Raw genomic sequence first — 25,593 nt, forward strand, 5'->3', positions numbered from 1 at the left:
CAGCTAGCGGTTATCCCTCGTAGCACGTATTATTACGCGGTAAAAACGTTCGGTAGGCCAGACAAAGATGTCGAGTTAACAGAATTAATTCAAGCGATTTACAAGGAGCACCAGGGGCGCTACGGTTATCGCCGAATTCGAGATGAGTTAGTCAATCGTGGGCACCGTGTGAATCATAAGAAGGTGCAACGTTTGATGAAAGCATTAGGATTAAAGAGTCTTGTACGCATGAAGAAATACCGTTCGTATAAAGGCACAGTTGGCAAGATTGCACCGAATATATTAGAACGTGACTTTCACGCTGAAAAGCCGAACGAGAAGTGGGTTACGGATATAACAGAGTTTAAATTATTCGGAGAAAAACTATATTTATCTCCCATGCTCGATCTATATAATGGCGAAATTATTACATATACGATTGAATCAAGACCGGTCTATTCCCTGGTCTCCACGATGTTAGATCAAGCATTAAAGCGATTAGACGATGAAGATAAACTCCTGATTCATTCTGACCAAGGCTGGCACTATCAGATGAAACCCTATCGTCATGCCCTTAAAGAACGTGGTATCAAGCAAAGTATGTCACGCAAAGGTAACTGCTACGATAACGCCGTCATTGAAAGCTTCTTTGGCACCATGAAATCTGAATTTCTGTATTTAAAGGAATTTGAAAGCATCACACATTTTAAACAAGAACTATCAAAATACATGGATTATTACAATCACAAGCGAATCAAGGCAAAACTAAAAGGCATGAGTCCGGTACAGTACCGAACTCATGCCCAACGAATCGCCTAATCATATAACCTGTCTAACTTTATGGGGTCACTTCAATACTGGGAGGAGAATAGAAGTTGGACTATATAAGAAATCCGATTGTTACCGAGGAGCAATTGCAGAAATTCGCCAGTAACGATTACTACCTAGAAGCGTGGCGGAAAAAGCGGAAATGGAACTGGGGAGCATTCTGGCTGAGTGGTATTTTTTTGCTGTATCGGAAGATGCATCTTGCTTTTCTTATCTTCCTAGCCGCGAACGTATTTGTGCTAATCGTAGCTTCTAGCCTGAATCTGAGCACATTTGAGTTTAGAGTTTTGTTTATGTTACTACTCAATGCCCCGTTAGCCTTCTTTATTGACGATGTTTATCTGCAGATTGCCGAAAAGAAGATTGAAAAGATCATTAAGGCGAATCCTGACGAGAAGCTCCAAGATTTCCACATCGCTAGAACGGGCGGAACGAGCTTCTTTACTCCCTTTACGGTGTTATTTGTTGTACCGATATGTTTGACCTTGGTATACGTTAACTTGTTTCAATAGACTAACTTCGGAGTAAGTGGATCTCCGGGCCCAGCACGTGGCGACGAACAGGACGTAAAACGCTCAGAAATCTCCGTAGATGGGCGCTACTGTCCTGCCGTGACCGTTCGACTGTCCCGAGGATAGAATTGTGAATTTGCCCGATTTAAATGGTCTGTAGCCACTTGCCTCTACCCGATTCGACAAGCGATAGGGACGGAATGAGCTGATTGAAAAATAATTGATAGAACTTTTCGATCAATTCGGAACGATTGATAACTTGCTGGAATAGAATGGTATATTTCCTGCGGAGAAACGAATAAATATACGGTCGAACGGCGGAGCTATGGATGGTTTCTATGGAGAACGTGACATGCGCTCCTATGTGGGAAATACAGGGTTCTTATGGGAACGTTCCATCTTCCACGAGAAAAACGGTACTGTCAGGAGTGGGCGAATAAAAGGGATAAAAGTGTCCGCTATATTAAGAACTAAAGAGGATTCATCACGTGAATTGCATGTTCTTCCTTGAATGAAAAGAGAAAGAAAGTGACGAAGCGAAGCGGAGTCTTCCGAGCGAAGCGAGGAGGTCACAGGCAGGAACGAGTCGGAACGTGGATACCTGCCTGAACCTGAATATCCGTGGGCATCCCATGCCCATAGAAGCCTGGGCTGTTTTCTGACTATGGAGATCCAAGGGATGGATGTGCTCTGCTCCTCGCTAACGCTCGGAGGACTTCGCTTCGCTCGTCCGGTGAGTGATACGAAGTATAATTACGAGGTATCTGGACAATCGAAATGCTCTGTTTTCTCGCGGTTCTCTGAATATTCATATTCCCCACAAGCTCCCGCTGGTGATGAAATGGACGTAGAACGTCCTGTTGTCGCTGACGGGGGCTTTTCGCGTATTCGGGCAGGTGTTTACCCAGCGCCCTTATGAATTACCCGTTACGCCTTGTTTAAGCTGGCTGTAACCATCTTTTCCCGTGCCCTCCTTACTGGATATGCCGGTCGTATCGAGAAAGTGGTTTCCCCTGCAGCTATTTTTCATGTGAATTACATGGAGCACAGATGCATCCCCTTGGTTTATTTAGGCTAAACGCCCCAATGGGGCGCTAAAAACCGAGGAGGACTGTGCGATGGGCTATAACTGCCAGATGACGAAGATTGGAGATTGCCTGCGAGTGAAGATATTCGGAAAGGAGCTACAAGAGGAAAGCAGCTATAAATCGAAAAGCCAGCGCTTAGCAGAAATCGAAGCGATTTATGCCGACCCGACCCTGACGGACTTGCAGAAACGGGTCTATTCAGCGGTTTTAGAACTACCGGATAAGGAGGAGTGCGTACGAAATCGACCAGATCGAACGCCGAAACCGGGACGGTTGAAACTTGCGGAGCGAGGACGATTCAGCCACCTGATGGACCGGAACTTCAGTCTGGCCATAAGTTCATTACGCTCACCTATGAGAATCCGAATGTGACACTGGATGAAGCAGCGAAGGACTATGAGAATTGGGTGAAGCGGATGCGTGAACGGTATGGCGATTTCAAGTATCTTGCCGTCCGCTCCTTCCAGCAGCGCGGCACGCTCCACTTCCACCTGCTGGCCGACCTGCCTATGTTAGCGAGAGCGGAGCTGACTGATGGAACGTTTCGGGACATCTGGGGGCTGGGAAGCGTCGAATTGAAACGAATCTACAGCCTGCCGATGGTGGAACGCCGGAATAAGCTGAAGCTTGATCCGATTAAGAATCTGCGGGATTTTAAGGCGGATGAGCGTTCGTATGGAAAGCGTCTGTTCCTCCAGAGCAAGAACCTGATTGTCCCGAGGACGGTAAAAGGCGACTTTGACGAGATGATGGCGAAGTTGAAGGAAAACGGGTATGTAACGAAGCTAGTGGAATCCCGCCAATTCCCTGTGGAGTACCTGAACTATATCCAGCTCGAAACGTACCAGCTGACGAAATAAAGATATCCTTTACAACGTTACTGCATTAAAGATAATACGACCCTTGTTCCTGCTGTGGGGCGAATGGATAAGGGTGGTGTCACTTAAATTTTGAAATGAAAATTAAGGTTGAGCCTTCAATTGCGCATAAGCCACCTGCTCCTACTGTGGCCGGGCTGGATAAAGGTTGCTGCACTTTAATTTTGAAAAATTAGGGCTTGAACTTACCACACTCGCGTACTATGATTGCTTCGATCAATAATTACCATAAATAGGTATTTTAATTGCGAATTCGGATTCGGTTACATTGAACGTAGTTGGCTATACTCTCGTACCGACGAAAGGGCAGGCGAAGGATAGTTACAGTCTCGTCTATCAGCGCGATAAGATCAGGCGTACTGCGGCCGAACAATAAATAAGCAACTGGAAACGCAGAAATCGTGCTAATACGCAATATCCGATCATATTTTCCGCTATGGTAAGCGATTCGATGAGCTGATGGCGGAGGATGTGCTGATCGTCATCCACCAATTGGAAGGCGCGGTAAGATTAGAACGGCTTCATATGCGACTGGAGAAGGCAGACCTAGCCTATACTTGAACCCGGAGAACCCGAAAGCCGAATGATGGAACGTGATGGGAATGAGATTTTGCTAACGTGTCTTTGCGGCTTGTCCGCTCGAACTGAGGATGCAAACTCATTTCACGGTCAACATTCCAGGTCATCCGGATTGGGTGGTTACTCATGGGTTAGAGATTGGCTTACATATCTTTGTGGTGTACCCGAACCCGCTTGTTGCAGGACGTCGTTCTAATCCATCAGCAACACATCAATATATAACGGCAACAAGGAGTGAAGCGAAGATGATTCAACCCGATAGATTGATTTATGTAGGCGTAGACCTGCACAAGCAGCATCATTCTGCCGTGATAATTGATTGCTAGAACAAGAAGTTCGGCGAAATCAAGTTTGATAATAAGCCGTCTGCCTTTCCCCTACTTGTGAAGGAAGTGAAGAAACACACGAAGAAAGGCATGTTCGCTGTATACGGCTTGGAAGATGTGGGGGGATTCGGCAGAGCGCTGGCAGTATACTTGACCGAAAGCGGTTGCTCTGTATTTGAGGTTTTCAGTAAAAAAGGATTCAATGAAAAGGATAGAATTAGTAATTATCATGTGGAAATTAAGTAAGAGAGGCGTAGGGAGAATACTATGATAGTACCTGTTTTGAAAGCAATGCATATATTTCACGAGCCAGAAGTAGAAGAGGACTTTTGCATATCAGTGGTAGAGGATATTTAATTGCCAGAGAATTTGACATTGAGTTAATCAGAACTCAAATTACGAATATCCTAGATGATTGTATTAGACCCACGTGGGATGAAGTGGCGAATGCTATTAATCGCCATTTGAATTGGGAGTACGATAACATTCAATACGAGACACTTGATGAAGCTATGGCAAGACTGAACAAGGATAGCTAATTACAAAGATCTTGAGAGAAATTAACTCCTTCAAGGTCTTTATTTTGCCCCCCCCTAGTGTTGAATGAATCGAGCGGCTGATCGTTGGGTTAGCGTCAAATAGCCACATAGGAACGTAACAATCTCATGTGGCTTTCACCCGATAATAGCGTATGAGCGGCGTCGATTTCTACGAGGGGCGGGGTTATTTACGAAGAGGGAGTCATTTGTGCTTGGCGGTGTGTTCGCTAAAAGGAATCGACACTTTTCAAATGCCAGGAAATACCTTCTACCAATAACCGATATATCTCAGTATATCACTACTATTAATTAGATTCAGTTTCATTATTTTGAAGAAAAAAATAAGGAATGATATCAAATGAAGCGTACATCAATTAACAAGTTTAGGAATCTTATTATTTTTGTTGGAGTGGTTTTAATTCTTCTTATTCCAATTCAAACGATTTTAGCAGAAGAGAACGAGATTGTCCCAATCGAAACATTTGAATCGGGAACTTTTAAGGGAAGCAATTATATTGCTGCATCAGGAGTAATTACCAATAATCCCAGTCAAGTCGTCTCTGGACTATTCTCAGTGAATCTAATATCTCAGCAAACAGATGAATGGAAAGAAGCGATTTATACTGACCAACAAAAGGTCAAATTCGAGAAAAATACGACATATTCTGTTACATTTTCGTATAAATCATTAGATATGAATGCAGATAACAATCGTTATTTTTATTTTCTGGCGCGCAGCAATGATGGCCAAGAAGATAAAGGAATGACAATTTGGAAGGAATCCGCGGGTAATAGTGGCATAAAGACAGTAACGTTCAAAACAGGCACAAAGGACAACTATTTTTTGATTTGGGGTATCCATGGCGGTGGTTCTTACTCAATAGATGACATCCGTATAGTAAAATCAGTCCCCAAAACGAGTGAAACATTTGAAAATGGTTCTTTTAATGGAACGAATTATTTACCTGGATCAGGTTCCATCACAAATGACCCATCTAAAATTGTAAATGGTTCATATTCGGCTTATCTCTCATCGTTACTTTCTGAAGATTGGAAAGAATTTTCGTATTCAGATAATAAAAAAATAAAGTTTGAAAAAAATACGACTTACTCCGTTACTTTTTCTTATAAATCTGTAAGCATGGATAAAAATGCACAAAATAGATTTTTTTATTTTTTAGCCAGAAGTACTGACGTTAAGGATGATCAAGGTTGGACCGTATGGAATGATTCAAGTGGGAGTGTAGGAAGTAAAACGATTACGTTTACTACTGGAAATAAAGATAATTATTACTTAATTTGGGGTATTCATGCTGGTGGTGCTCTCTCAATAGATGACATCCAAGTGAACAAACTAAGTGAATCATTTGAAAATGGTACCTATAATAACACCAATTTTTTACCGGTGTCTGGGACAATCACGAATGATCCTGATAAGGTGGTCAGTGGAGCGTACTCGGCGTTTTTAAACGCTTCTAAAACTGAAGAATGGAAGGAATTTTCATATACTGATCCAGCTAAGGTAAAGTTTGAAAAAAATACAACCTACACAATATCTTTTGCTTTCAAATCAGAGAGTGGGGCACTGAGTGATCCGAACCAATTCTTTTATTTTCTGGCTAGGAGCACCGATAATAAGGAAGATAAAGGTTGGACAAAATGGGGGAATTCTGGTGGGAGAAAAGGAACTCAGACTGTGACCTTTACTACTGGAAATAAGGATAATTATTACTTGATTTGGGGGATTCATGCTGGTGGTACACTATCTTTAGATGATATACGGATCATAAAATCAGGGGAGTCCTTTGAAAAGGGGACGTTCTCTTCAACAAAATATACTCCTTTACTTGCAAACATTACTAACGATCCTACAAAAGTGATAAGTGGAACACACTCAGCATATGCTGCTTCATCCTCATCTCAAGAATGGGCTGACTTTTTATTCTCAGATTCATCTAAGATGGTATTTGAAAAAAACACGGCATATTCTATTACATTCTCCTATAAAGTATTTGATATGAACGTATCGGATAAAAATCGCTATTTTTATTTTTTAGGGCGTAGTGGTGACAACTTAGAGGAGATAGCCAATATTATCTGGTCTGACAATAATGGAAGTGTTGGCTCTAAAACAGTTAGTTTCACAACAGGAGACAAAGAGAATTATTATATTTATTGGGGAGCTAATGGAGGAGGGGCTCTATCTTTGGATGATATCATTGTGAAACAGTTGGAAACATATGAATATGATAGTAATGGGCGACTTATGCAACGGAGATTGTCAGACAATAGAGTTATTAAATACCTTTATGATAAAAATGGGAATTTAATAAAAACACGTATTGAATAGTTTGCTTAAAATGCCGCATACTTCTCCCCCTACTCAGTAATGCTACAACTGACAGTTGTAGCATTACGATCTTTACAGGAAAGGATGTTCGTCTATACATACTGGAAAAGAAGAAGGCTGAGTATTCTGAAGAGATTAAAGCGTTATTTGAACAACTCTCAAAAACCCTTCTTTGCACGCAAAAACAACAGTTTGTTTACTGAATGCTTAAATGCGTTCATCTTTTATCATGTAAAGCCCATTCCCCAATGATCATCTTGATATTGTTGAAAAAGAAACAAAAAATAGATATAATACTCTTTATATTTTTAATGCACAACTGAGCGGGAGGACTGGCCATGGACAAAGAAGAACAGGTCATAATAGGTTTCAGGGACTTATATAACAAGATCGCTTGGGTGAATAGGATTAAGTTGGAAGACAGTCTTAGGAATTATACATTCTCTGAAGTAGGTTGCATAGAATATATTGGCGATAATGTAGATTCCAACGTGACAAAACTTGCGGAGTACCTTTATATGACTAGGGGTGCACTAAGTAAAATGACCAAGAAGCTCATCGAAAAGGGACTCATTGAGAGTTATCAGAAGCCAGATAATAAGAAAGAAATCTATTTCAGGCTGACTGAGCAAGGAGAAGTAATTTATAACGTCCATGGGGAAATGCATAGAAAGTTTATCGAACGGGATAAAATTGTATTTGAGCATATAACCGCAGAACAATTTGACAGTGTGCTTGCCTTCATGAAAAAGTATGATAGGCATTTGGATGCAGAAATACAGAAAATAGATATAGAGATGAAGTCGTAATGAATTTAAATAATGAAAATGACATCACAGGCAATCCAACTCGATTGAGAAAGGGCTGTCTTTTTTATTTGTTTTATTATTGACGAGGAAATAAAACTAATCCGATAGCGGTGATATAGTAAAAATGGGCAATCACGAGCAGCTTGTTAGTGCCTAAGGAGTCTACTTGGAAATTTATCGCAGTCCGTTCGCTGCACCTTGATCCAAGTTGGCCCGAGGTAGTCCACAACAAAATACAACAGCGCGAGAAAAACCGTTGTTTGGGGATGGTTAGTTATACCCATAAATCATGTAGCATCAATGAACGGCAGTTTTGACAAAATCAAAATCACCGTTTTTTTCTGAGTATAGAAATGGGGGAGGCGGGATGTAAGTGTAAATAAAGCTGTATTTAATAATAGGTATTCCATTGTTTTTTCTGCTATCAATCGTATCCTTTTATACTTTACCTTGGGTTGCACTATATATAGGGATTCAAGCACAACCAAATCCACCACGTCCAGCAATTACATATGGGGAATTACCATTCCGGTTGGAATATGAGATCACCCAACCAATTAAAAATGCTTTTTCTGCTCCGAATGAAGTGAGGGGTTCTAATGAGATGCTTATATGTGAAAGTAAATGTTATATCTGAGAGCTTACCTGAAAAAATATACTCTAAAGATAAAGAATTGGAAGTAGTGGAGATTAGTGCTACACAATTTGAGGGGTTATGGAGTAATTATAATAGTTAGCTTAATTGTTCACACGCAGAGATGCTGGAAATGATAATAGCCAAATGATTAAGCACGACTTTTCTGAAGATCCACCCAAGAGGATATTTGTGCAAAATACCGCATACTTCTCCCCCTAGCCAGCCATCCTACAACTGACAGGTGTAGCAGGATCTTTACAGAAAGGGTGGCGGGGATGAAGCGACAATGGCTCCAGGTGCTGGCTGCTGCGTTCGCTTTGGCAGCTGTGCTGGCAGGCTGCAGCGGACATCAGATCCACAAGGAAGCGGATAAATACAGCATGAGAGCCTATGAAGACGGGGTGCTGCGCGCACAGTCGCAGGGTAAGGGACTCAACGGGCGTTTTCTGGGTGAGATGCGGCGCTCATTTGCCAGAGAGGGAATTAAGCTGACGCATGAGATGTTTGCCGAAGACAGCAGAGGCAATGTCAGCTATCAGTATATAATTGCCGGACAGCCCTCTCAGAATATTACGCTGCATGTATTCTCGGACTTGAATGAGCGGAAGCAGCGAATCCCGGACTGGTATGGGAACAGTGACATTGCTGAAACACCGACGACGAAGACAGAGATTTACAGCAAATATAATGCCTCACTCGTCTATACATCCATGGGCAAGGAGAAGGCCAAGTATTCAGAAAAGATTAAAGCGTTGTTCACCGGATTATTGGAACGTTTGAATTTGTCGAAAGATGAGCCACCTGAGCATCTTAAAAAATTGCAAACAGGCGACCAGGTCTACTATAGACCCACACCAACATCACAAAGCTGATGCGAGAGGTGGTTGTAGGCAGGCGTGTCATTCACTTAGGATGACGCGTCTGCCTTTTTGTTATGGATCTGGCTGGAATGAGCAAGAACTTCTATTGTGGCACGCTATCATACGCGTGCGGCCTATAATTCTTTCAGTCTTTTTACAGTAAAACGGGCGAATCTCATAGTTTAATAGCCATTGCTGTCCTATCTAACCCGAATATTATAGCTATGTACAATTAATATATCTAGTTGGGGTGATGGAGGGCATGGCAAATGAATGCAGCCAGAATGCGACTGGTCAATATTCTACAGTAGAGGGGACCGATACTATAGCCGGTGGCATTGCTGCACATGTGGAAGGCTACCAGACCAATGCCACGTACGACGCGGCTCATGCCGAAGGCAGCACTACAATCTCAAGCGGGAGCGCCTCCCATGCGGAGGGATATCAGACGTTGGCTAGTGCGGATACAGCGCATGCCGAAGGAAATACAACCACGGCTAGCGGAAGTGCTTCCCATGCGGAAGGCTACCAGAGTCAGGCTACTGCAGACACGGCTCATGCGGAGGGGACGTCAACCATTGCCAGCGGTGTGGCCTCTCATGCGGAAGGAACGAAGACGACAGCTTCCGGATTATTTTCCCACGCAGAGGGAGAAGGGAATACTGCCAGCGGAAGAGCCTCTCATGTGGAAGGTGGTGGCTTAGATCGTCTGAACACACCCTCTCCGAATCTGGCTAGCGGAGCTAGCAGTCATGCCGAGGGAGTGGGCAGCATCGCCATCGGGTTCGCTGCCCATGCGGAGGGAGGCACGATAAGTATAACCGGTTCGCCGGGTCCCCGGGCTATCGGAGATTTTTCCCACGCTGAGGGGCAAAGCACGGTAGCGATTGGCTCTCCTTCCCATGCGGAAGGGCTGGACACCGTCGCCAGCGGAAATGCGGGGTCGCACGCTGAGGGGCAAAGCACCATTTCCAGTGGAATATCTTCTCATGCCGAAGGCTTCCATACCCATGCCAGCGGGCCTTCTGCTCACGCTGAAGGTGCGTATACATTGGCCGACGGTCCATTTTCGCATGCCGAAGGCATTGGTAACCTAGCCGACGGACCCTACGCTCATGCGGAAGGTGAAGACAATATAGCCAGCGGTGAAGCTTCTCACGCCGAAGGCCGGGGGAATAATACTACGTTTACTGCGTCCCACATTATGGGCTGCTTTGGTGACGCGGATGAAGCTTATTCCTGGTTTATCGGGAACGGTACCTCCAGTACGGCTAGGGGCTTGGGGGCCAAATGGAGCGGCTCCACTTTCGATATGTTCATTGATGGTATGTACCTGAGTCCGGCGGCAGATTATGCCGAAATGTTCGAGACGGCAGACGGCCTGCCGATTGATGTCGGTTATTTCGTAACAGTTGCGCAAGAAGACCGGATTCGTAAAGCAACATCTGCAGATGATTTTATTATTGGGATTACCAGCGCTACGCCTAGCTTTGTTGGCAATAGTGCGGGGCTGCGCTGGCAGGACAAATATGTAACCGATGAGTGGGGGCGCAAGCAGTATCATGAAGTGACCCTGCCAGCTCATCAGGACAACAATGGACATCTGAAGATTCCTGAGCGCAAAGAAATACAACCGCTCCTGAACCCTGCCTGGGACGCCAAGCGGGAATACCTTCCCCGCCTCAAACGGCCAGAATGGGTAGCAGTTGGATTAGTGGGACAAATTCGTGTTCGTGATGATGGTTCCTGTGTTACACATGGTTATTGCCGCTCTAATGACGAGGGAATAGCTACAGCCGCTGAACATGGATGGTTCGTTCTGAAGAGAACCGGAGCTAACCAGGTACTAGTTCTGTTGAACAGCGTTTCAGGGCATACGGAACGCTGAGCCTAGCTTGAAGTCGGAAGGTGCAGTACAAAGAAACCTCTTCTTGAAAATGGAAGGTCCATTCAGGCTACACCGCCCGATTTGACCGGCACTTCACTTTTTCCGTAACGGAAGTAAGGAAGTTATCGCTTCCTTAATCGAGGAGAAACCATTAGAGTCACGTGACGAGGAGTGGAAAAAATGGTACGACAAGTATCAACGTTTACTACAACCGTATGTAACTGCTGATGGATAAGAAAAGGAGGTCCCTTGCGGGTACCTCCTTTTTTTGTGCTGAATAGACTCCAGATTCAGGGCTGAATAAGCCTGCTGACGACAGATTATCTTTTTTTACGGCTACGAACGCTGGATACTGTGCACATTACGTCTTTGACGGAGTAAGAGTAGCAATGGTTTGGAACCGGCACACAGTGATGACGTCTGATGACTTCGACGGGATGAATGACATTGACCACCTGTGGGTGAAAGTAATCTTCATAAACAAAAGACGGCGGGTCTGTTACAGTTTGTTCTGGGCATTTGGGGCAAAAAGTCATTTCAATTCAGCTCCTCTTCATTGGACTTATCGTATTATACGCACATAACAAAAGCCTGCTTGGTCTATTGTCTTGTAGGCTGCAAAATAGGTGAATGCCACCTGATAACCGAAGTTTTCTAAGCAGTACCCTAGTTGTAAAGGGTTTCACCTTCTCTTTCGCTAAGGAAGAACAGCATCGGACTGGTTGCATGGATATGATCAGTTGTAGTACACTCGCTACCATAACCGATTTTTGCAGGGAGAGATGAAACATGGAACAGGCCATACCTGTGTATATATTGTCAGGCTTTTTGGGGAGCGGCAAAACAACGCTATTGCAGCGTCTGCTGGAACACTGGAAAGGCCAGGGCTTACGCCCGGCTGTTGTTATGAATGAGCTGGGAGAGGTGAATCTTGATGGTCTCCTGGTTGAACAGTCTGTACCTATGGCTGAATTGCTTGGCGGCTGTATCTGCTGCTCGATCCGTGGTGATCTTAGCACTGAACTGGCCACACTCATCAAGAAGGAATCGCCGGATGTCGTCGTCATTGAAGCCACTGGCGCGGCTAATCCACTTGAGATCGTTGACGGAGTGACAGAGACCTCGTTGTACCTGAAGGTAGAGCTGAAGAGTCTGATCACTGTTGTGGATGCCGGACATCTTCTGGAATTGCATCGCGCTCAGCAGGGAGCAACTTATCGTCTTATGCAGGAGCAGATTCGCTGTGCTTCGGTGCTCATTTTGAACAAGATTGATCGGGTGACGGAGGAAGAGAAGGAGGAAGTCCTGACTGTTCTGCGGAAATGGAATGCATACGCGGCAGTAATGCCGGCAGTACGCTGTGAGCTGGAATCTGAGGAACTGCTAAGTCAGGCTGGAGGCATTCGTCTTGAAGCCGAGGATTTAACAGATGATGCCGAAGGAGACGACACCTTACACGAAGGTGAGACAGAGAGCGATCGCACTTCACCGGGAGCCACCCATGCGCTGCATGATCATGTTATGGCTTACACTCATTATTTCAAGAACACGGTGAACAGCGAAGAATTCGAGCAGTTTGTCAAAGATCTGCCGCGGGATGTCTATCGGGCGAAGGGGATTGTGGAGTTCAATGATACCTCTAGCCGTTACCTGTTCCAATATGCCTACAGAGAAGCGGATTACATGAAAATCACGCCGCAGGGCGATGTCCCCAATGTGGCGGTATTTATTGGTGAACATTTCTCGTCAGGTGAGCTTCGCGACAAGCTGTTGCGACTGGAGAAACGCCTGCTCGCCCGGCCAAATGCGGTCAGACGAAGCTTGTAACTGTTTGTGAAGTGCCACAAGGTCTGGTTCGTTGCTTTTCTTGCAGGTTAATAGATAGGCATACCCTATAAAAAATCGCAGGAGGTTAAGGCTATGACCCGAATTCAGTATCAGGAGTGCATTGATGCTTGTATCAAGACTATGAACGCCTGTAATTACAGCTATGTCTCAAGCCTGAAAGAGTACCACCTGGAGGAGCTTCGTGAGAGCATCCGGCTGGATCGGGAATGTGCGGACATTTGCTCCTTTGCCATCCAGGCCATGACACGTCGAAGTCCGTTTGTGGTTCAGATTCTGCGTCTGTGCGCAGATATTTGCGAAGCCTGTGCAGATGAGAGCAGTAAGCATGTACATAGGCATTGCCGGAGCTGCATTGAAGCTTGCCGGGAATGTGCAGAAGCCTGCCGTATGATTAGTGAGACAGTTGAAGTGTATGCTTAAGAAGCTGCCCTGAATCTTTTACAATATTAAAACCAGACCTTAAGTTAGCGATAACTTGGGTCTGGTTTTATTTCATTTTCTCTCCAAAAATTAGATTTATTAAGAGGAAAAAGGGAGGCGCCCGGCGAATTACAAGGAGGTAGTAAAGGAGTGTGTAGTATGAATGATCCTGTGAATGGCACTACTCAGACGTATTGGAAATGTGCTGGCCGGAGCAGATTGCAGGCCTTGCGCGATAACATAGATAAGGACAAGAATACAACTGTAAGATGGTCCGAGCGGCAAGATTCCCGGTGGTTGGCGTATGGGCATTAAAGCGGGAAAGGGCATAGCTGAGAGTCCAGCCGAAGCCGCTTGTACCGAACTTGAGGCTGTGAGCAAAATGTATACAGGACGCCTGGTGCTCCAAGAAGTGTCGATGAGTATTCGACCAGGAAATATCACTGCGCTGATTGGACGAAATGGTTCCGGCAAAAGTACGCTGTTGTCCATTCTCGCAGGTCTAGTTCAGGTTACATCGGGAGTCATCCACAGGAAAGCTGACCTGGTAATTGGCTATGTGCCCGAGGCGTTTCCAGGGCTGAAATTCACACCGGAGCAGTATCTGCGCAGTATGGGAAGAATACGCGGGTTATCTAGCGCTGAGATTGAAGAACGAATGGCAGAGTTACTGGAACTGTTTCATCTGGCACCTTTCCGGGGGCAGCCGATGATTAACTTTTCCAAAGGGATGCTGCAGAAGATAAACCTGATTCAGAGCTTGCTGATAGAGCCGGAGTTGCTTCTGCTGGATGAACCGATGTCAGGTCTTGACCTTTCTGCGCAAAATACTCTTGTTCAGCTGCTGCGTGAACGGAAGGAGAAGGGAACGGCCGTGGTATTCTCCGTTCATGAGCCGCAATGGGTGGAGGCTCTGGCCGACCAACTGCACATTCTGCAAGCCGGACGAACTGTACGAACGCAGCAGGAAATGGAGGCGTTATCCGCACGTCCCGCAACATACATAGTATTCAAGCATTTGCAGGAGGAAGAACTCCTTCAATGGCGGGAACAGCGGGGGTTTCTTTCCATGCAAGCCGTGACGGAATTACGTGATCAGCCCTGTATAGGACTGACCGTGGATGCTACGGTATCTGATGAGTACTTGGGACGGGTGCTGGAGCGGGGAGGATCTGTTGTATCCGTTGAACCACGCGATGACTGGACAGGTTTGGAGCAGTGGATGAATCCAAAGACCCCTGAAGGGGGCGGAAGGTCATGACATCGCTTGTTGTGTATATGCTGCAAAGTTATACGCTTTCCCAGCGGTACTTTGCCCCTTTTGCAGGTATCATTATTGCCGTTCTAGTGCTGTATTCGTATACACCTAATCCAGTGATGAACAGTTATGCTGCTACAGCTGTAATCCTATTTATCGGCTGTGCCTGGCTGGGCTTGAGCTTTCTAAACCATCAACATCCGGTACAGAGACAACTGACAACCGTTCATTTGCGTAGTGTCAGAAAATACAACATGGGATCTCTCCTCACACTCGTGGTCCTGACTCTGCTGCTTGATGTGCTGATCGTTGTATATCCGTTGGCGGCTGGACGTTTTGATGAACAAGCAGGGTTATATCGAATCATGCTCGCTTTGGTTGGTCATGCGCTGCTCGGAATGTTAGGGATAGCGATCTCACTGTTCCTGCAATCGTCCATGATCAAGAAAGCCAGTCATGCTACCGGAATCATGCTTGGTGTGATCATAGTGTCCATTGGTGGTACGAAGATCACCGAATTCTTACCGGGTTCGCTGGCTTATCTGCGGCCGCTACTCCCACCGGTGTCTCCAGTCATGGATGCCATGATGAATGCCGACCAGATCTCTGGGGTGGACGTGCTGATTCCTTTTCTCCACATTTCAATATATACAGCATTATTGATCGGATTCTATGGCTACATAGCAGGCAAGAGAGATATGAATAAAAATTAACAGCTCTATCTAAAAATCAGAGGTGTATTCAAAATCCAAAGATACTGAACGGGAGGAACGATGAAGGATACCAGAATACCGGAGAGTGAACAATCAAAGGAACTGTTTGCCTATTTTGGCTTGGCAGTCTACTATTGTCAGGCGCTGGAGCAGCAGCTCACGAATCTGCTTCTGCTGACCAAGCTTTCGCAAGGAAAGACGCCCACGGAAGCCGATCTTACAGATCTGTACCAGCGCAAACTCAGCAACTCCCTCGGCCAACTCATCAAAGAAATCCAGCATCACTTTCCGTTCTCTGAAGAAGAAACGGCTCAATTACAAGAGGTTTGGAAGCAGCGTAATCATATTGTCCACGATTATTTCAAGGAGCGTATTCAGGAGACCTTCACCCCGGCGGGAAGATCTCAAATGCTGCGTGAGCTGAAACGCTTCAAGAATAAAGCTTGTAAACTGGAAAAGACCTTGCAGGGGTACTGTACAGAATTGTACGCGAAGCTGGGTCTGGAAGAGGAGCATTTGATATGAAAGAAATATTCAAACACGTCCCTTTATATCGTTATCTCAGTTATTGCAATGAAACTGGGCTGGAACGTACGGTGCTGGATTGCGGCGCGGGAGGAGACAGCCCTTCTTTAGGGTTGTTTGCCCAAAATGGATATAGTACTAGCGGCATTGAATTTGATCCTGTAGCTATAACGCAAGCCCAGGCTTACGAACAAGAAAGAGGGCTTCAGCTGAACATTGTGCGTGGGGATATGCGGAACTTGCCTTTTGCCGATGAATCATTCAGTTTCGTGTACTCCTATAATTCGATATTTCATATGAGAAAAGCAGAGGTTTCCCAGTCCCTGCAAGAGATGATCCGTGTGCTAAAACCAGGGGGAGTACTGTTCGTTAACTTTCTTACAGTGAATGATTTTCGTTGCGGAGAAGGTCCTCACCTTGGAGAGCACCAGTATGAACAGTTTGATGACGATCAGCCGGTCATTCATTCCTATTACACAGCTTCGGAAGCAGATCCCTTATTCGGAAATATGGAAGTCTTGTTCAAAGAAGACCGTACCTTGGAGAGAATCTATGAAGGCGAACGTATTCGCCAGGGCTTTGTCGATTATATCGTTAAGAAATAAGGAGCAGGTTTATGAGATGGATCCGACGGGTCTGTTTTATAAGCCTTTTTTTGTGGATTTTTCTCAAAATTAGTCCTTGACGATATAATGTCTTTTTAAAAACCTTAAAGAGCAGCTCTTGTCAGAGTTATTGTTTATTTATCTTAACTAATGAGTTTTATTTGAGGGTAGCTTCGTTATCAAATTCAGAAGTATCACTGTTATTTAACGAATTGTTGAGCAGATATGAATTGAACCACTTCATAAATAAATAGAAGGATGGAAAGCCGTTTTAGTACACTTGTGAGGTGTATGACGAAGAGACAGGATTTTACTATCTACGGGCAAGGTATTATGATCCAAGTATCGGGCGGTTTTTAAATGAGGATACGTTTGAAGGACAGATTGATAATCCTCTGAGGTATAGAGACCCAACTGCTCATATGACAGATGCCCAAGCTGGCTTACCCGGCACTACAGGTGCGGGCAATTCTATAGAAATCCAAGCGATATTACCCACATTCCTGTTGATTTTGGGAGGTGAAAAAATGTTGTTGAATTATTATAAATCGTTACCTGATTACATGTCTACAATTCAATTAAAAGAACTGTTTGAAGAATTTTTATTTTCAATTAGTTCACGAACTATAGATGTAGAAATGGCTTTAGAGTCATTGATTGAATTATCGGACAGGCAATGGCATACGTATGAGTTACTAGACTCATAGAAATATTAACTTAGGCTTTAAATCTTAGTATAAATTATTAAATATATTGAGGATAAAAGCTTTCGTTGGGGGTGCTGTTGTGAGAGTACAAGAAGTAATTCTGAATGATAATAAAAAGAGATATTTGCTGTTGGATGCGGTAGATGTTCCAGTTGTTCCTGTGATGAAGTATTTAAAATACCTCAATCAGACAGGTAAAAGCAACAATACACTGAAGACTTATTGCTATGCATTAAAACAGTATTGCACTTATCTTGAAGAGCGGAAGATAGATTACAAAGAAGTAGGAGTTAAGGATCTTGCTGACTTTGTAGGGTGGTTGCGTAATCCGTTTGAAAGTGGAAAAGTTACTCCATTACAACAGATTGAAGCGAAAAGAACAGAAAAATCAGTGAATCTTATAATCACAGTGGTAACAAGCCTATATGATTACTTTTCCCTCAATTCGGAGTAATGTTAAAAAATATATAAAGCAACGTCTTTTAAATAAAACAATTTCTCTTGGTCTACTGCAGTAGTTTATCTGAATGTTATTCCTGGATTTTTAAACTTCATTTGCAACTCAGAGCCTTTATGGAATGACTTAAAGGATCTTCAAAGAAGCCATAATTTAAAATATATTGAATCGCTGCACCAAAGTGCAATAAAGCTTACAAAACGAAATTCAAACCCTGAATCATACATAAAATACAATCTATCTGCGTTGCCGCCCTATTCAACTAACGGGCAGGATAATGTAATATTCCATTATGCAACCGGCGAAATATTCGCTTGCATGTTCAGTTCTTGGGTAAATTAGCCCAATAAATTCTATAAATAAGATTATCTATGGTGTAATATGTAAATATATTTTAAAAATACTAAAGCGTTATGGAGGGCTAAACGAATGGAACGTACAATTCAATTAATGGAAACCCATCTAAATATCGATCTTGGAAATCCGCCCTTTTTAAAATTAGATAACGGGTTGCAAATTCCATACTCTTCGATTAAGGGGATAACAACAGGTAGACCCATACCAAATGCTTTCAAGCTTTATGGTTTTTCTTTTGGAGGAACAAGAAATGGATTATTTAGATTCAATGGAGGTTATCATCTCTACTTTTTTAATAATGAGGTTGATACCCTTCATTTTGACTTGAATAATTTTCTTGTTGGTAAATTAAAAATATCAAAGTTAATCATTGATGTTAAAAACCCTGAAGAAATAAGTAAAACTATCTCCGAAAGATTGACGTGATAGTTCAATACCGAAAGGTTACTGCACTGGCTTTTCTCAACTAACGGGCAGAATAGTTCCAAAATGTGCTAATGTTATAATGACCGAGTCTGTAAACTGAAATGTGATGGATGAGATGATTTTATATGTTGGGGGATGACATGGTGGATATTGGATTCCTCACTCGCTGGGAGCAAGAGCATAATGCTATACAGAGAACAATCGAGGGCTTCTGGAACGCTTTTTGTATCTGGGAAAATCAGGACAAAGATGGTTATCATGGTTTGTTTCTAGGCAAATTGGATGAGGATTTTATTATGATCGTCAAGGTGCCGCCATCTTTTGTTCCCTTCGTTTACATTATCTGCATACAATGATCGGAACATATGATATGGAATTTTTGTTAGATGGTATAACGGCAGATGACTATTTATCATTTGAGGATAGAAATGCCTTTCATCGAATACTGGCTACTGACAAGTACGCTTTGCGGTTTGCTCGAAATGCATTAGCTGAAGGAATCGAAGAAGATACAATTATGAAGATAACTGGGCTAGAAGCAGAATACATTTCCATTTTGAAGAGGAAGCTATTGAACTAACGGGACACGATAGTTGAACATAAAGGGTTTCACATATTAGTCATGACTTATGTGAAACCCTTTAATATATCTATCTTTCTTAAATTTAGGTCTTGATAAACTCAGCAAACCCATTATTAGAAAAACGGTGTGTAGATTTGGACAAGCTACATTTGTTGGTTTAGGAACGTTCTAAGCATGTAAGAAAAATATTAAGCTATTGATAATAACAGTCTGTGCCACATGTGAGTGTAGGGATTTTTTTAATAAGGATTAGTACGCAAGTCCGAAATAATCAATCGTTCCTCCACAATTCATCCATCTGACGACTACAAAACTACAAAGTTATGACTACATTCCCTCTTTTATGTCCCTTTTGAACGTAACTATGAGCTCGTGAGATCTGTTCGAAAGGGTAACATTGATCGATGACGGATTTCAATTCCCCGGCTTCCACAAGTTCTTTAAGAAGGATCAAGTCGTCAAGGTTTTCTTTGGCAAGCCCGCCTGCTACTGAAATGTACTTGCCGTTTGGAGTTAATGCCTGTTTGCTGCTGGACCTTGAGCTTTTGCCTACGGCATCAAATATAAGGTCATAAGTCGTCCCTTTTTTCCAAAAATCCTCTTGGGTATAGTCAATGACGTGATCTGCTCCGAGCGACTTCACCAGTTCAAAATTACGGCTGCTGCATACAGCAGTAACAGTGGTCCCGAAGTGCTTAGCCAGCTGAATAGCGGAAGTGCCCACGGCTCCGGAAGCTCCAAAGATGAGCACGTTTTGACCTCTGTGGATATTTCCTTTTCGGAGAAAGCGCAGAGCCGTCGTTCCGCCAAAAGCAATAGCTGCACCTTGCTCAAACGTCATGTTTTCCGGTTTTGTCGTGAGCACGGCATTCTGGGAGAGAGTTATATATTCAGCATGAGCGCCAACCTTCATCCCGGTGTAGGCAATGATGGAATCGCCTTTCTTGAATTTGATGACGTTCTTACCGACAGCCTCGATTGTTCCAGATAATTCACTTCCCAGGATATCTTTTCTTGGTTTTGTGAGACCAAAGAGCAGCCTCATTAGTAGCATCTTGCTGGTACGCAAGACACAGTCACCAGAAGTTACGGTGGTCGCATGCACTTTTATGAATACCTGGTCGTCTTGAACAGAGGGTGTTTTGACTTCTTGAATCTGAACAACATCCGGCCCCCCGTATTTCGTACAAATGGCAGCTTTCATAGGCTATTTCCCTTCCTCCTCTAGTGAAGTTGCTTTACTACTGTTAGTTCCTTCCGGATGAAAAGAAAAGATCTCTTGCAGCGGCAGCTCAAACACTTGAGCAATCAGAAACGCCAGTTCGAGGGAGGGAGAGTACTTCTCTTTTTCAATAGCAACGATGGTTTGCCTTGTCACGCCGACCCGATCGGCCAATTGTTGCTGGGTCATCTCATGTTTCATAAATCGTAATTGTCGTATGTTATTCTTGACCAAGTTTTTTTTCATTTCAATATCCTCTCTGATAATAGAAGATGTAAGACAGGTTCAATACTAGGCCGGAGAGAAAGAAGTCTATTGCCAGGATATTAAACATGGCCGAGAGAGGTTGATGAATCGCTAGAGCACCCATTGCGACAAAAAAAACAAAGGAAAACATAAAGCAAAAATTTCTGACCGCTTTCAGCTCAATCATTCGATCACGTTCATCGGTAAAGGAAGGTTCTGCTTCTCGTGTAGCTAACCTATTCAAAATATTGAAAACAATCAGGATCACCATCTTCGCCAAAACCTCGATTACGATCCATTTCAGGAAGAAGACTCCCCAAAGCTGTGGCAGAGATTCTACTCCTGCGGAACTCACCCCCTGGATATCAATATAAAGATAGAGGAAAACAAGAAGAGAGGTGAGGATGGATACGATTGCTTTTTTGGAGTGGTACGTCATAAGGCATCTCCTTTGTGTCTGTTTTATTTAACATGATGTAAATAATTATATACATAGAATATGGTTAACTTCACTTTGTGTCAAATATTTTTTACATTTTAGATAGATTTAAGTTAAATTCATTTATAGAACGTATTAAAAAACACAACGTAAATTCTCGCATACGGCTCCAAAGTGTAAATAACGACCTTGGTGTCCGTTAGCCCCCCCATGAGTTTCAACCCTCTGAAGCAGTGGTTTTGGCAAGCACTGATAAGGTGAAAGGAAGCATTTAACGGGATATTTTCCTGCTACCAAAGCCACTCTGAAGCATCTAACCTAGGCTCAACATAGTCTCAGGCAATTATTCCAGTGAAGTGTGGACTTGTGATCTCTGTGATCCCCAATTTCCTATCTTTTAAATCATTTCTATTTGCTGAACTTAAGAATGATCACTTACGGATGAGCTACACAAGCTATTCCTGTAGTGAAAAAAGCCCCCTCCGCCAAAAAAAGGCATAGGGGGCATATCAATACTACAATTTCTTGAATGCTGGCTGCAATCCAGCAGCAGAAGCCTGATGTGCCGAACCGGCTGTAACAGGATTTGCACTTTCGGTTGCAGCAGCACCAACCTGGAGCTGATACATACGGAAGTATCTTCCGCCGAGTGCCATCAATTCATCATGGTTGCCGCGTTCCACGATTTCCCCGCGGTGAAGCACCAGGATCTGGTCTGCGGAGCGGATCGTCGAGAGACGGTGGGCGATGATGAAGGTGGTACGACCTTTCTTCAGCACCTCCAGCGCTTCCTGAATAATGCTCTCCGTCTCGGTGTCGATGTTGGAGGTTGCTTCATCCAGAATCAGAATCGCCGGATCGAAGGACAGAGCCCGTGCAAAGGAAATCAGCTGACGCTGTCCGGCAGACAATGTACTGCCTTTTTCCACTACCGGTTCGTCGAAGCCCTGCGGAAGATGGGCCAGCAGTTTATCTGCACCAACCTCACGCAGCGCCCGTTCCACACGCTCACGCGAGATGCGTTCATCCCCAAGACTGACGTTGGAAGCAATGGTGCCGGTGAATAAGTAAGGGTCCTGTAGTACGATTCCCATATGGTTACGTATCCACTGCTTCGGCAGACTTGTGACCTCCTGGCCGTCAATCGTGATTGAGCCTTTCTGCGGATCGTAGAATCGGAACAGCAGGTTAATGATCGAGCTTTTGCCGGAACCTGTGTGTCCCACCAGGGCGACAGTTTCACCCGGGCGAGCCTCGAAAGAAATATCGCGCAGGACAAAGTCTTTTTTGTAGGCGAAGGATACATTCTTGAAGGCTACATCACCTTTGTAGCGAGGCATGGTGCCGTCGGTCACTGCTTCTCCCGGTTCATCCATCAGCGTGAATACACGACCGGCGGAGACCATGGAGCTGTCCAGATTCGCCAACTGGTTGACCATACCTGTGATCGGCTGGAACATCCGGCCCAGCACATCAACGAAGGCATACAGCACACCCAGCGAGACAAACGTTGAGCCGTCCAGACTACCGAAGCCAAAGTACCAGAGAACAAGTACAAAGGAAAGACTGCGGATTGAGTTGACCAGATTGTGCGAGGTCAGCGCATTGAGGTTAAGCATTTTGTTCTGATATTTCAGGTAATCGTCGTTTAGTTTCTCGAACTCTTCGCTGCGCTCCTTCTGGCGGCGGAAAATTCGGATGATCGACATCCCCTGAATGGATTCGTTGATAATGGCGTTGATCTCGCTCAGACGGGAGCGGATGATCGTATTGTACTTAGTTGCCACCTTCCGGTAGATAACAATCCAAAGGATCAGTGCCGGAATAATGAAGAGACTGACTAGTCCGAGCTGGACATCCAGCAGGAACAGTGCGATATAGACACCAATAATGTTAATCACACCAGTACTGAAATTGGATAAGACGGCGATGAACAGGTCCTTGATGGCTTCCGTATCATTCGTGACCCGGGAAACGACCTTGCCCGCAGGCAGGTTGTCAAAAAAGTGGACCGGAAGCCGCTGGATATGCGCATAGACATCGGTCCGCAGCTTACGGATAACCTGATTGGCTGATGATTGCAGCCAGTAGGTTTTCCCAAATTCGGCGAAGATGGAGATTACCAGGAACAGGGCATACAACCCTACCAGCTCATAGATGCCCGGCAGTTCGGGTTTGTAGAAGGCGAATAGCTCATCCACAGAAAGCTTCACTGCCGGATAGGTGACCTCATTCCCGCCGCGGACGATATGAAGCTCGCCGTCACGGAAGGAGCGTTCGCCATCGGGCTGCTCTACAGGACTGTTGATAAAATAGAAGCTGCGTCCAGCCTGCAACAGGCGGATTTCCTGGCCTTTGGCCTCGCCCGGCTGGAACCGGTCTGCGCGTTTGTAATACTCGTTATGATAGACCGCGGCTTCCTCCGAAGATGCGGTTTTGAAATAAGGCTTTTCAATCGCGAGCATATGATTGTCGATCATGCTCTTGGCGATGAAGGGGCCGGCAAGCTCAGCCGCAACGCCGATGGACAGCAGCAGCAAGGCTGCGATAAATGTTTTTTTAGCGGTTAATGCATATTGGAGCAGGCGTTTGCCTGTACTTTGTGTCAACGGTGACACCTCCTGTTAGTTGGTCTGTAGCTCAGGCTGATTAGTTGGACAGGTTATTCTCAATCTGTTGTCGATCATATTGTTCACGGTACCAACCGTTTAATTCAAGCAGCTCTTCGTGTGTTCCCCGCTCCGTAATATGTCCGTTGTCCAGCACAACAATCTGATCGGCGTGTTCGACGGCGGAGAGACGGTGGGTGGAGATCAGCGTGGTTTTACCAGCACGCTCTTGCCGGATGTTCTCAATGATCTTTGCTTCAGTCCGTGCATCTACGGCGGACAGAGCATCGTCCAAGATCAGAATTTCCGGATTGGCGATAAATGCTCGGGACAGCGAGACACGCTGCTTTTGTCCCCCGGAGAGGGATACTCCACGTTCGCCGACTAGCGTATCTAGCCCATCGGACAAGGTGCCGAGATCATTCTGGAATGCAGCGGCGGTAATGGCGTCCATAATCTTGTCATCGCCGGCATTCTCCAGTCCGAACTGAATATTCTGCCGCACACTTTTGGAGAACAGGATTTGTTCCTGCGGAACATAGCCCGTCCAGCTGTGCAACTGGTCTAGGGTGATCTTCTGGATCGGCACGCCAGAGATCAGAATGTCTCCGCTACCGGTCGGATATTCATGGAGAAGCTGCTTCAGCAATGTGGATTTACCGCTACCGGTTCGCCCTACAACGCCGAGTGTCTGTCCGCGTTCAAGTGACAGGTTGATCCCGATCAGATTATCAATGGTGGATGAAGGATAACGGAAGGTCACATTGTTCAATTCAATGCCGTTAGGACCGGCTGCAACATCTACAGGATTCGGAAGATCGGTCACATCTGGCTGGGTTCCCGTGGTTTCGTCAATACGTTCCAGCGAGGCGCCGCCGCGTTGCATAATGTTAATCAATTCGCCAATAGCGAACATCGGCCAGACAATCATCCCGAGATACATATTGAAGGAGATCAGATCGCCGAGCGTGATCTGGTTGCGGAAGACTAAGTAGATTCCGTAGGTGAGTCCAATAATATAACTCAAGCCTACACAGAAACGGATGGTTGGCTCAAAGAAGGCATCGACCCGGGCTACAGCCATATTTTTACGATATACATCTTCTGTGATGTCAGCAAAGCGCTTCTCATCAAGGCGTTCCTGGACATAAGCACGAATCACGCGCACACCGGAGACGGATTCCAGAACCTGGTCATTCATATCACCAAAAGCATCCTGGGCCAGACTGTACCGGTCATGTATGGCTTTACCATAGAAGACCATTGCTATTGCAATGAGTGGCAGGGGCAGTACGGCAGCCAGTGTAAGCTTCCAACTGACGAGAAATCCCATCGCCAGCAGGACAACGGTAAGATATACCGTGGAATCTACAAGGGTCAGCATGCCGAAACCTACAGTGGCGGAGACTGCTCGGATGTCGTTGGTGGCCCGGGCCATAAGGTCGCCGGTGCGGTTGCGTTCGAAGAAAGAGGGGGTCATAGTCATCAGATGATTCATGAACCGGGAACGCAGCAGACGCTCTACAAGGTTGGAGCCGCCGAATAATTTGTGCATCCATATGTACGTGATCCAATAGATTACGAGCAGCAAAGCCACGATTAGACCAATGTACTTGATCAGGGAGCTAGCTGTGACGGAGCCGCGGACGATCTCATCAATGGCATTGCCTAGTAGACGAGGTGGCAGCAATTCCATCACACCTACTGCGATAAGCAGGAAAAGGCCGACCATATAGCGCCTTTTTTCCCGGCGGAAGAACCATCCGAGATTTTTAAGAACAGAGAACAAGGTAAATCCCTTCCTTTCGAGTTGTAATAAAGTTGGCAGTTGAGCTACAGCGGATAGTGGAAAATCTCCAACAAAAAAGACATATCATCCGAAAACGGACGATATGCCTGTGTAAT

General features: G+C 44.8%; 25 protein-coding genes and 1 pseudogene. 21 read left to right on the forward strand and 5 right to left on the reverse strand.

The features are described from left to right. The 21 genes and pseudogenes from ACFVRY_RS20350 to ACFVRY_RS20455 all read left to right on the forward strand — a co-directional run. Positions 1 to 798 (forward strand): IS3 family transposase (locus ACFVRY_RS20350; protein ID WP_387502134.1); only part of this gene is annotated, 798 nt, incomplete at its 5' end. 56 nt (positions 799 to 854) lie between these two features. Next, on the forward strand, positions 855 to 1,319 hold the full coding sequence (locus ACFVRY_RS20355; protein WP_387502135.1) for a hypothetical protein: 465 nt from the start codon (positions 855 to 857) through the stop codon (positions 1,317 to 1,319). A gap of 664 nt (positions 1,320 to 1,983) precedes the next feature. Then, on the forward strand, positions 1,984 to 2,238 hold the full coding sequence (locus ACFVRY_RS20360; protein ID WP_387502137.1) for a hypothetical protein: 255 nt from the start codon (positions 1,984 to 1,986) through the stop codon (positions 2,236 to 2,238). 399 nt (positions 2,239 to 2,637) lie between these two features. Then, the gene (locus ACFVRY_RS20365) at positions 2,638 to 3,267 is read left to right on the forward strand and encodes a rolling circle replication-associated protein (protein ID WP_387502138.1); all 630 of its coding nucleotides are present in this window, start codon (positions 2,638 to 2,640) and stop codon (positions 3,265 to 3,267) included. A gap of 842 nt (positions 3,268 to 4,109) precedes the next feature. After that, positions 4,110 to 4,373, forward strand: a pseudogene (locus ACFVRY_RS29400) (IS110 family transposase); the annotation flags it as partial. A 116-nt stretch (positions 4,374 to 4,489) separates the two neighbouring features. Continuing rightward, positions 4,490 to 4,729, forward strand: a complete 240-nt coding sequence (locus ACFVRY_RS20380) for an Imm8 family immunity protein (RefSeq protein ID WP_387502452.1) — start codon at positions 4,490 to 4,492, stop codon at positions 4,727 to 4,729. Positions 4,730 to 5,087: 358 nt separating this feature from the next. After that, positions 5,088 to 7,079, forward strand: a complete 1,992-nt coding sequence (locus tag ACFVRY_RS20385) for an RHS repeat domain-containing protein (RefSeq protein ID WP_387502141.1) — start codon at positions 5,088 to 5,090, stop codon at positions 7,077 to 7,079. A gap of 338 nt (positions 7,080 to 7,417) precedes the next feature. Beyond that, positions 7,418 to 7,888, forward strand: coding sequence for a MarR family transcriptional regulator (locus ACFVRY_RS20390; protein WP_387502142.1), 471 nt, complete (start codon positions 7,418 to 7,420; stop codon positions 7,886 to 7,888). A gap of 912 nt (positions 7,889 to 8,800) precedes the next feature. Continuing rightward, complete coding sequence (locus tag ACFVRY_RS20395) at positions 8,801 to 9,397, forward strand: hypothetical protein (RefSeq protein WP_387502143.1); 597 nt, start codon at positions 8,801 to 8,803, stop codon at positions 9,395 to 9,397. 250 nt (positions 9,398 to 9,647) lie between these two features. Further along, the gene (locus ACFVRY_RS20400) at positions 9,648 to 11,273 is read left to right on the forward strand and encodes a peptidase G2 autoproteolytic cleavage domain-containing protein (RefSeq protein WP_387502144.1); all 1,626 of its coding nucleotides are present in this window, start codon (positions 9,648 to 9,650) and stop codon (positions 11,271 to 11,273) included. A gap of 789 nt (positions 11,274 to 12,062) precedes the next feature. Continuing rightward, the gene (locus ACFVRY_RS20405) at positions 12,063 to 13,100 is read left to right on the forward strand and encodes a CobW family GTP-binding protein (RefSeq protein WP_387502145.1); all 1,038 of its coding nucleotides are present in this window, start codon (positions 12,063 to 12,065) and stop codon (positions 13,098 to 13,100) included. 93 nt (positions 13,101 to 13,193) lie between these two features. Next, the gene (locus ACFVRY_RS20410) at positions 13,194 to 13,541 is read left to right on the forward strand and encodes a four-helix bundle copper-binding protein (RefSeq protein ID WP_387502146.1); all 348 of its coding nucleotides are present in this window, start codon (positions 13,194 to 13,196) and stop codon (positions 13,539 to 13,541) included. Positions 13,542 to 13,700: 159 nt separating this feature from the next. Continuing rightward, positions 13,701 to 13,856 (forward strand): hypothetical protein, encoded by a 156-nt coding sequence (locus tag ACFVRY_RS20415; RefSeq protein ID WP_387502147.1) that lies wholly within the window; start codon positions 13,701 to 13,703, stop codon positions 13,854 to 13,856. Beyond that, entirely contained in the window at positions 13,846 to 14,802 is a 957-nt protein-coding gene (locus ACFVRY_RS20420; protein ID WP_387502148.1) for an ATP-binding cassette domain-containing protein, read from the forward strand. Before ACFVRY_RS20415 ends, ACFVRY_RS20420 begins: the two co-directional genes overlap by 11 nt. Continuing rightward, the gene (locus ACFVRY_RS20425; RefSeq protein WP_387502149.1) at positions 14,799 to 15,512 is read left to right on the forward strand and encodes a hypothetical protein; all 714 of its coding nucleotides are present in this window, start codon (positions 14,799 to 14,801) and stop codon (positions 15,510 to 15,512) included. The genes ACFVRY_RS20420 and ACFVRY_RS20425 overlap by 4 nt, the downstream gene beginning before the upstream one ends. 60 nt (positions 15,513 to 15,572) lie before the next feature. Next, on the forward strand, positions 15,573 to 16,037 hold the full coding sequence (locus ACFVRY_RS20430) for a hypothetical protein (RefSeq protein WP_175373324.1): 465 nt from the start codon (positions 15,573 to 15,575) through the stop codon (positions 16,035 to 16,037). Further along, positions 16,034 to 16,642 carry a class I SAM-dependent methyltransferase gene (locus tag ACFVRY_RS20435; protein WP_387502150.1) on the forward strand — a complete coding sequence of 203 codons (609 nt, stop codon included), beginning with the start codon at positions 16,034 to 16,036 and terminating at the stop codon, positions 16,640 to 16,642. The genes ACFVRY_RS20430 and ACFVRY_RS20435 overlap by 4 nt, the downstream gene beginning before the upstream one ends. Positions 16,643 to 16,929: 287 nt before the next feature. Then, positions 16,930 to 17,349, forward strand: a complete 420-nt coding sequence (locus ACFVRY_RS20440) for an RHS repeat-associated core domain-containing protein (RefSeq protein WP_387502151.1) — start codon at positions 16,930 to 16,932, stop codon at positions 17,347 to 17,349. Between the two features lie 79 nt (positions 17,350 to 17,428). Then, positions 17,429 to 17,803 (forward strand): site-specific integrase, encoded by a 375-nt coding sequence (locus ACFVRY_RS20445; protein WP_387502152.1) that lies wholly within the window; start codon positions 17,429 to 17,431, stop codon positions 17,801 to 17,803. 432 nt (positions 17,804 to 18,235) lie between these two features. Continuing rightward, on the forward strand, positions 18,236 to 18,589 hold the full coding sequence (locus tag ACFVRY_RS20450; protein ID WP_387502153.1) for a hypothetical protein: 354 nt from the start codon (positions 18,236 to 18,238) through the stop codon (positions 18,587 to 18,589). Positions 18,590 to 18,714: 125 nt separating this feature from the next. Further along, the gene (locus tag ACFVRY_RS20455) at positions 18,715 to 18,945 is read left to right on the forward strand and encodes a hypothetical protein (protein WP_387502154.1); all 231 of its coding nucleotides are present in this window, start codon (positions 18,715 to 18,717) and stop codon (positions 18,943 to 18,945) included. Positions 18,946 to 19,485: 540 nt separating this feature from the next. Here the strand turns inward: ACFVRY_RS20455 and ACFVRY_RS20460 are convergent. From ACFVRY_RS20460 to ACFVRY_RS20480, 5 genes are all read right to left on the reverse strand, one after another. Next, positions 19,486 to 20,376: an NAD(P)-dependent alcohol dehydrogenase gene (locus tag ACFVRY_RS20460; protein ID WP_387502155.1), complete on the reverse strand. Its 891-nt coding sequence runs from the start codon at positions 20,374 to 20,376 to the stop codon at positions 19,486 to 19,488. Between the two features lie 3 nt (positions 20,377 to 20,379). Beyond that, positions 20,380 to 20,640 carry a helix-turn-helix transcriptional regulator gene (locus ACFVRY_RS20465; RefSeq protein WP_387502156.1) on the reverse strand — a complete coding sequence of 87 codons (261 nt, stop codon included), beginning with the start codon at positions 20,638 to 20,640 and terminating at the stop codon, positions 20,380 to 20,382. Between the two features lies 1 nt (position 20,641). After that, a complete protein-coding gene (locus ACFVRY_RS20470) occupies positions 20,642 to 21,079 on the reverse strand; it encodes a hypothetical protein (protein WP_387502157.1) in 438 nt (145 codons plus the stop codon). A gap of 515 nt (positions 21,080 to 21,594) precedes the next feature. Beyond that, positions 21,595 to 23,688 carry an ABC transporter ATP-binding protein gene (locus ACFVRY_RS20475; protein WP_387502158.1) on the reverse strand — a complete coding sequence of 698 codons (2,094 nt, stop codon included), beginning with the start codon at positions 23,686 to 23,688 and terminating at the stop codon, positions 21,595 to 21,597. A gap of 40 nt (positions 23,689 to 23,728) precedes the next feature. Next, on the reverse strand, positions 23,729 to 25,477 hold the full coding sequence (locus ACFVRY_RS20480) for an ABC transporter ATP-binding protein (RefSeq protein WP_387502159.1): 1,749 nt from the start codon (positions 25,475 to 25,477) through the stop codon (positions 23,729 to 23,731). Positions 25,478 to 25,593 lie beyond the last annotated feature (116 nt).

It is taken from the genome of Paenibacillus sp. NPDC057934, assembly GCF_042887565.1.
Lineage (GTDB): Bacteria > Bacillota > Bacilli > Paenibacillales > Paenibacillaceae > Paenibacillus_AQ.